Raw genomic sequence first — 8,115 nt, 5'->3', positions numbered from 1 at the left:
TAACAAAAATCCCTATACATCGGGGGTTTTACTATCGCTAAGGTTGAACTTGAGTATAAAAAATGTAGTAATAGATATGAGTTCACAAGGAATCAATCAATGGGATCAAACGTATCCAAATGAAGAAGTTGTGACGGAAGATATTTTGGACAGGGAGGTTTATGTGGCTTCCGAGGATACGGTCATAAAAGGCGTCATTACATTAAATGAGTATCAAGATGAAGAATATGAAACCATTCCCTGGAAGTATAACGGAGATAAAATCTTGGTCGTCCACCGGCTATGCGTGGATCCGAAATTTCAAGGAGCGGGTATTGCAACTAAGCTATTAAACTTTGCCGACCAGTTTGGAAAACAAAATAACTACTCGGCCATCCGCTTAGATTCCTTTACAGAAAACAAAGGCGCGTGTAGATTATATGAAAAGCAAGGTTATGAAAAACGCGGATTCGTCACGTTTCGTAAAGGGGACTTCATTTGTTTTGAAAAAAAATTATAAAACCCACAAGGAGATTTTATGAGAAAAATTACCTTATCAAATGGACAAACCGTTGAGGTTGAATGTTTAAGTTGTGCGCTAACAAGTGGAGTGATGGAACCGGACGTGCGAGTTATTACCGAAACGGAATATTTTCATGCACCCCAAGATGTTGCCTATCCAATTAAAGGTTTGGTAATCAACTATAATTGAGCCAAATAAAAGATATTCAATCAAAGGTAGCCCTGCCTGAGAAACAAGTTCACGAAGGTATGAGGTGGAGAGATGAAATTAATTAACGGAATTGTACTTTATTTGCTCGGTCTTATCGGAATTATATGTGTCAGTGTATTTCCACAGTTTATAAGCTCATTAGGGATGCCGGATGCAACGAATTATTTTAGCCAACTGGTTTCATTTGTAACTTCAATGGCGGATGCTGATTCGTGGGTTTACAAAAGGATGTTTTCTCCGGGGACTGCACCACTCTTTGAGGTATTATATGAACCTTTTATTTACTCAATGAAAATTTTGACAGGGGCGTTATTACTCGGTTTTGTCCTTGCGTTTCTATTAGCATTGATCGTTCAATATTTTCGTAAATCTATGCCGGCAATCAAATCTATCTTGAATTTCTTAGAGTCAATACCGGACTTGATTGTTGCTACGATATTACAAATCATTTCCATCTATATCTATAAAAAGACCGGCATCTCTATATTCGAGGTAGCGGGGTACACGGCTAAAATTTACTTTGCACCGATTTTAACACTGTCGATTTTGCCGACAATTTCAATGTTCAAAATTTTGACGCTCATGATGGAAGAAGAATCGTTAAAAAGATATGTTCTCTTTTTAAAAAGTAAAGGAGTTAGTAGAATCGGCATCTTATTGAAACATATGTTTCGTAATATTTTTCCGGGTTTCTCACAAAGACTGAAGGTTATTTTATGGGGAACATTATCCAGTCAGTTTATTATTGAACGGATTTTTAATGTACAAGGGTTAACCTATTATTTGATTGATAGTTTTACCCCGATTACTATTTTTGCAACGCTTTTCTTGATCTTTACACCTTTTTATCTATTCTTTTTCCTGCTGGATAACGTAATTGAAAGAGGATCGGTATATTCCGCCCAATTCCAAAAACAAGGCAGACTGCAAAAGGGGAATTTTCTAAGTTTCAAAACGTTTATTAGCCATATGAAAGATAATTTACTTTTTCACGTTCGTCAATTATCTATAAGCATTTTCGGGCTTATCAGAAGGAAAAATCGGATTCATTCCGTAGGCGTCTATTTTAAAAACTGGAAAATTGCCATAGGGGGTTTGTTTTTCATTTTTGTCATTGGCTATAGTATCTTGTATTCAATTGTTGCCGATGATCGAGTGGAACAGATTAAACTGTTATACGATGAAGATGGTTCAACATTAATAGATGCGCCACCGTATGCTCCGACAGAACCGTTTGTTTTCGGTTCTGATCAATATGGCTATAGTATTTTTGATCAGTTAGTAGTTGGCGCAAAGTACACGTTATTATTTGGCTTGTTGATTGCGTTTTTCCGGGTTTTTGGAGGGCTTTTCTTTGGTGTCATATATGCTTTTTGGCTGAATCGGACCGTTCAGAAGTGGTTTGAGAAACTAACCGATTCTTTACACTTTGTCCCTTTGAGTATGGTTGCACTCGTTTTGCTTACGCCCATTTTAATGTTAAGCGGGCCGGAATTTGCCTTTTCAACGACGGAGCGAATTCTTTTGGAAATTTTAATTTTGACGGTACTTGTTTTGCCTTTAACAACGGTTTTAATAGGGAAAGATATTCAGCAAGTACTTGATCAGGAGTTTATTTTAACGGCAAGAACGCTCGGCGGTGGGAATGCTTATATTTTTGTTCGTCACGTTTTGCCGCATATTCGTCCCAAACTGGCAATTTTGCTCGGTCAGCAGTTTATTCAAGTCCTGCTTGTTTTTATTCACTTGGGTGTTTTTGAGCTCTTTTTTGGCGGGACAAAGGTCAGCTTAGGATCTATGCCATCCAGTATTTCTGTAACCTATGAATGGTCGGGATTGATTGGAGCGATTGGTAGAGGGGCAATACGATCCGGACAGTACTGGTATTTGTGGATATTAGTTGCTTTTATAGTGGCCATATTTGCCATGCAGCTTATCATCCAAGGTATAATTGATATACAGCAAAGAAAAGTAGGTGTACTTTATAACTTTAAGAAAAAGAAACCTTATCAAAAACAAAAAATCTTAGAGGAAAAGGAACCGGAATTATTACCTAGAGAATGGTTTCGCTTGGTAAATAAAGGATAAAGAATTATGCGGGTTTGATAATCATGTGTTGAGGTTTAAACCAAAGAAACCGGCAAAAATTTTTCCCAAAGAAGAAAAAAGCGATGAACCATCATTGGGGATAGGAGAAAACCCCCAATGATGGAAAATCACTTTATTAGGCAACTTCCGATTTCGATCTCTTTACTAATTCCGGTTGAGGGATCTTCCATAACTGCGCCCATTTTGTAATGGCTGAAACCATAATGACAATACCGAGAACGAGCATAATTACGGATAGCACACCGTTGATCACATTATAGCCTGCATTTGCCGAATTTAAGTAGACGTTTTTAATCATCCAAAATCCTGCGATATTTACGGTAACATACAGATAAATGAGTGGAATTAGACAAGTCAACATATACCAGCGTTTATCGGCAATTTTCAGAATAACGGTTGCTCCAATAATTAATCCGATTGATGCCATTAATTGATTGGATACACCGAACAGGGCCCAAACAGAACTGATGTCACCCGAGAATAGCAAATATCCCCATGCAAAACAGGCAATGGCACTTGCCGTAATGTTTGCCCAGATCGAATCCATTCGTTTAAGCGGTTTGATAAAATTTCCAAAGAAGTCTTGAATTAAATAACGTGCTGTTCTTGTTCCCGCATCAATGGCCGTTAAAATAAAGACTGCTTCAAAAAGAATAACAAATTGATAGAAGTAGGCTGCTAAATTTTCAAATATTGGTACGGCTTTAAAAATGTAGGTCATCCCAACAGCAAGTGTAACAGCCCCGCCTGTTCTTCCTTCAAGATCCATATTTACTTCGTCTTCAAGGTGTGCCAAATGGACCGGTTCCATTCCTAATTCTGCATATTTTTCCGGTGATGAATTGATGGCGAAATAGTCAGCCGGCTCTAAGGAAACAGCTGCTACTAAAGCCATAACTGCAACAATACATTCTACAAGCATAGAGCCAAATGCAACCGGCTTTGCATCTTTCCAACGATTCAGCATTTTCGGTGTAGTACCGGAACCAACGAAAACGTGGAATCCTGAAATCGCTCCGCAAGCAATCGTAATGGAAACAAATGGCCATACAGGACCGGCAACAACAGGTCCCCCTCCTAAGAAATTCGTAAAAGCCGGGAATTCAATAGATGGATTAATGGCAATGACCCCAATAATAAGTGCGGCAAATACCCCGACTTTCATGAACGTGCTTAAATAATCCCGCGGTTGTAATAACAGCCAAACCGGTAAAGCAGCTGCAAAGAAAGCATAAATAGGTAAAATAATAGCAAGTGTTTTCGTATCAAATGTCAAAAGATCGCCTAACCATGTACCATTTAAGTAATGCCCAAATACGACCGCTACCATAATTAACGTAAAACCAACAATTGTAGCAAGTTTTAAATTACCTGTTTTTCTATGGTATAAGCCAACGCCCATGGCAATCGGGATCGTGATACCGACTGCAAAAGTTCCCCAAGGATTTCTTTCCAGTGCATGTAAGACAACGAGCGAAAGCCCTGCCATTGTAATTGTTATAATAAATAACATAGCTAAACCTGTACAAAAACCGGCGACAGGACCTAATTCTTCTTTGGCAACTTCGGAAAATGACTTACCATCTCTTCGCATTGAACAGAATAAAACAACAAGGTCATGGACAGCTCCGCCAATGACGGCACCAATTAGCAGCCATAATAAGGACGGCAAATAACCAAATTGAGCCGCCAAAACCGGGCCAACTAACGGACCTGCTGCTGCAATTGCGGCAAAATGGTGACCAAACGTAACCCATTTATTTGTTGGCACATAATCCCTGCCATCATTAAATTTTTGTGAAGGTGTTGGGACTTTTTCGTCTTCCAGTTCATCAATTTTTAATACTTTTGATGCCATGAAAGTCCCGTATAATCGATAGGCTATTAATAATATACAAACAGAACCGATAACAATTGAAACCGCATTCATCGTAAAACCTCCCCACTCAATTTCTTTTACGTTACTAATTATACAAATTGAAAGCGAATTCTCCGTGTTTTCAATTTAATGTGCAAGAAATGGGGGATGAGAAACAGATTTTGAATGCTGAATGACAAAATCTTATATTGATTTGTAAACAATTCGACAAACATTGATTTAAAAGCCAATATGATTTTTCAAGTCTTTTACATATGTCCGGCTTACAGGAACTTTTGATTGGTCCTTCATTACCAGATTGTAAGTCGAATTAAACCACGGCTGAATTTCGGCAATATATTCCATATTAACAATAAAGCTTCGATGAACACGAAGAAATTTTTTGCTATGTAACTTTTTCTCCAAACTTACCAATGTTTCGTCAACCTTGTATTCATGATTGATCGTTTTAATTTTCACTTTTCCATCGGATGTTTCTAAATAAATGATCTCATCTTGAGTGAGAAGGACAATCCGGTCATCGACAATAATTGGAAATCTTCCATTATAGTCCGTTGTTAATTCATTTGCAGGCGGCATTTCTTCTTTTACGATCTTTTGAAGGTTCATGAATTTATCCAACGTTTTTTCAATCCGTTTCTCATCAAATGGTTTAAGGATATAGTCGAATGTATTTGCTTCAAATGCTTGTAGAGCGTATTCATCATAGGCCGTTGCAAAAATAATGGCCGGAGTTGGGTCAACATTTTCCAGCTGTTTTGCCAGATCCAGCCCGCTTTCTTCGTCCAATTCAATATCAAGAAAGACCAGGTCGGGTTTTAGAATGATGATATCAGCGATTGCTTCCTCCATATTGTCGCTATCGCCCAACACTTTCACCTTTTTTGTTCGATGAAGTAAATATTTTAGTTCATCCCGTGCTAACGGTTCATCGTCCACGATATAGGCAGTCAACATCTTTATCATTATCCTTCCTATTAGTGAGATTATAAGAGACTCATTGTGACTCGATCCATGCTTGGCTGTTCTTGAGATTATTTGCTAAAAGAATCTTAGTGTAACTCGACATTTGCATGGCTGTACATGAGATTAGTTGCTAAAACGAGTTTTAGTGTGACTCGATCCTTTCTTGGCTGCTGATTGGTATTGATATCGTTGTGCTCGTTCCTTGGTTTTCTTTACTGTCAAGGGTTAAATAAGCCCTGTCACCATAAATCCCTTTTAACCGTTGACAGATATGAAATATGGCAGTTCCGCTTCCTTTTTTGGAATCGACAATTTGTGTACCTAAAACAACTAATTTCTCTTCAGGTATTCCCTTCCCGTTATCTTCAATGACAATCATTAATTTTTGTTGTTCCGTAAAGATGCGAATGTTGATTTCTCCTTTCTGTTTACTGCCCGGAAATCCGTAGTTGATCGAATTTTCAACAATAGGCTGTAAAAGGAACGGAGGTATTGGTATTTTTTCAAGATTCGGTTCGATTTGAAAATGGATTCGGTATTTGTCCGGAAAACGCGCTTGCACCAATGATAGATAAGCTTTCACGTTTTCAATTTCCGTTTTGAGCGGGACAAATAGTTGTCCGGCTCCTTGAAGATTTCCACGGAAAAAAGAACTTAATTCTAACAATAACTCCCTTGCTTTTTCAGGATCCGTTCGGCAAAGGGCAGAAATTGTATTCAAACTATTAAAAAGAAAATGTGGATGAATTTGGGCCTGCAATGCTTTAATTTTTGCATCTTTCAATAATTTTGTTTGTCTTTCCGCTTCGACAAGTTCCAATTGTGTGGAAAATAAGCTGGCTAAACCTGTAGCTAATTGGCGTTGAACTTGATCTAATTTTTCCGGATCTTCGTAATACATTTTTAATGTTCCGGCGACCCTGTTTTTTACTTGCAAAGGAATAACAATGGCGGCCTCCAGCGGACAATCTTGATGATGACAGGCAATATCTTCCTTTGATGTAGCGACAAAAATTTTTCCGCTTTCAAGAACCTTTCTCGTTAAAGCTGTTTCCGGTTTCGACATCGGTGTATGATGATCTGAAGCCATACCTACATGAGAAAGAACAATTTGGTTATCTGTAATGGCAACTGCATCCGCATCGGTCATCTTTAAAATTAGTTTGCAAATTTGTTCACATGATTCCACATTTAATCCTTGTCGAAAATAAGGGAGTGTTTGATCGGCAATCGAGAAAACCTTATCTGTTTGATTGGCCAGTGTTCGCTCTTCTTCGCGTTTCATTAAATGGATAATATGCATAAACAACATCATACCGAGTCCATTGACCGAAATCATTGGAATACCAATAAGTTGAACGAGTTCCAGCGCCTGTTCAAATGGTTTGGCGGTAGCTAAAATAACCAGCATTTGAACCAATTCTAAAGTCATCCCGATTCCGACAGCAAAACCTTCCGTGATTTTTTTCCTTTTTGCGCCTAAATAGCCGGAAACCACTCCTGCTAAAATGGTAGAAACGGAACAGGAAAAGGCTGTAAACCCGCCAAGTAAATAACGATGAAGTCCAGCAATAAATCCGGCACCCACTCCTACTGCGGGTCCGCCAAGCAAGCCGCCAATAACGACACCTAAAACCCGCGTATTGGCAATGGCACTTTCCTGATCGATACCTGAATACCATCCAGCATGCTCAATGGATGTATGGTTAATTTCAATCCCGGTATAATTGCTGAATACTCCAAAGGCGCCAAAAAGAATGATGAGCATTATTTTATCTTGACGAGTATGCTCTCTTTGTACAATTTGCCGGAAAGATTTTATTTGTGAAAGGAGAAATAGGGCAATAAGAATAATTCCAACCTTTTCAAGCATTAACGGAACTAAATAAAACATCTCATACATCCTTTTTATGTAAATTTTTCTAGCGTTTACGACATTTACTCTTCACCTACATTATACGTGATTTTTCGACATTTACTAAATGTAGAATTGAAATATGAATATCAGAAACTTTTTGAAAGTAATAATGCAACAGGTGCTGTATAATGTTGGATAAAGTTATTTTGCAAAATTAAGGTAGGACTTTATGGATTACTTATTTTCCATTTCGGATAAAAGGGAGTTTTAAAAGGGTGGAAGGGAGTCTTTAAAAGGGGGAGAAATAATTTTATGAAAAAGTTAATCTTGCTTTTTATACTGGGTATCTTAATCTATTTTATTTTTTCAACGATATATCATATGATCGAATAGGTGCAAAACAAAAAAGTCCTTTTGAATCATTTTTTTCAATGGGTACAACGAGTTCTGTTCTCGTCACCTTTTTTGGTCGAAAACCTCTCAATTTTGGCGACGAAACCTAATCTCGTCACCATTTTGAGGCGAAAAATGCACTATTTTGACGACGAGCCTCATTCTCGTCACCGTTTTGAAGTGAAAAATGCTCAATTT

General features: G+C 38.0%; 6 protein-coding genes. 3 read left to right on the top strand and 3 right to left on the bottom strand.

What is annotated here, in order from left to right; translation table 11 throughout:
* The 3 genes from LIZ98_RS15995 to LIZ98_RS15985 form a co-directional block, all read left to right on the top strand.
* On the top strand, positions 1 to 499 hold a 499-nt coding region (locus LIZ98_RS15995; protein WP_227140241.1), incomplete at its 5' end, for a GNAT family N-acetyltransferase.
* 18 nt (positions 500 to 517) lie between these two features.
* Positions 518 to 691: a hypothetical protein gene (locus LIZ98_RS15990; protein ID WP_309240467.1), complete on the top strand. Its 174-nt coding sequence runs from the start codon at positions 518 to 520 to the stop codon at positions 689 to 691.
* A 72-nt stretch (positions 692 to 763) separates the two neighbouring features.
* A complete protein-coding gene (locus LIZ98_RS15985) occupies positions 764 to 2,800 on the top strand; it encodes an ABC transporter permease subunit (protein WP_227140242.1) in 2,037 nt (678 codons plus the stop codon).
* Positions 2,801 to 2,936: 136 nt separating this feature from the next.
* Here LIZ98_RS15985 and LIZ98_RS15980 read toward each other — a convergent pair whose 3' ends face one another.
* From LIZ98_RS15980 to LIZ98_RS15970, 3 genes are all read right to left on the bottom strand, one after another.
* On the bottom strand, positions 2,937 to 4,751 hold the full coding sequence (locus LIZ98_RS15980) for a carbon starvation CstA family protein (protein WP_227140243.1): 1,815 nt from the start codon (positions 4,749 to 4,751) through the stop codon (positions 2,937 to 2,939).
* 168 nt (positions 4,752 to 4,919) lie between these two features.
* Positions 4,920 to 5,657: a LytR/AlgR family response regulator transcription factor gene (locus LIZ98_RS15975; RefSeq protein ID WP_227140244.1), complete on the bottom strand. Its 738-nt coding sequence runs from the start codon at positions 5,655 to 5,657 to the stop codon at positions 4,920 to 4,922.
* A gap of 151 nt (positions 5,658 to 5,808) precedes the next feature.
* Positions 5,809 to 7,560, bottom strand: a complete 1,752-nt coding sequence (locus LIZ98_RS15970) for a sensor histidine kinase (RefSeq protein WP_227140245.1) — start codon at positions 7,558 to 7,560, stop codon at positions 5,809 to 5,811.
* Positions 7,561 to 8,115: the final 555 nt, after the last annotated feature.

The sequence above is a fragment of the Caldibacillus sp. 210928-DFI.2.18 genome, assembly GCF_020554505.1.
In the GTDB taxonomy this organism is placed as follows: Bacteria; Bacillota; Bacilli; order Bacillales; family Caldibacillaceae; genus Caldifermentibacillus; species Caldifermentibacillus hisashii.
This window is presented reverse-complemented; position numbering and strand designations above follow the sequence as displayed.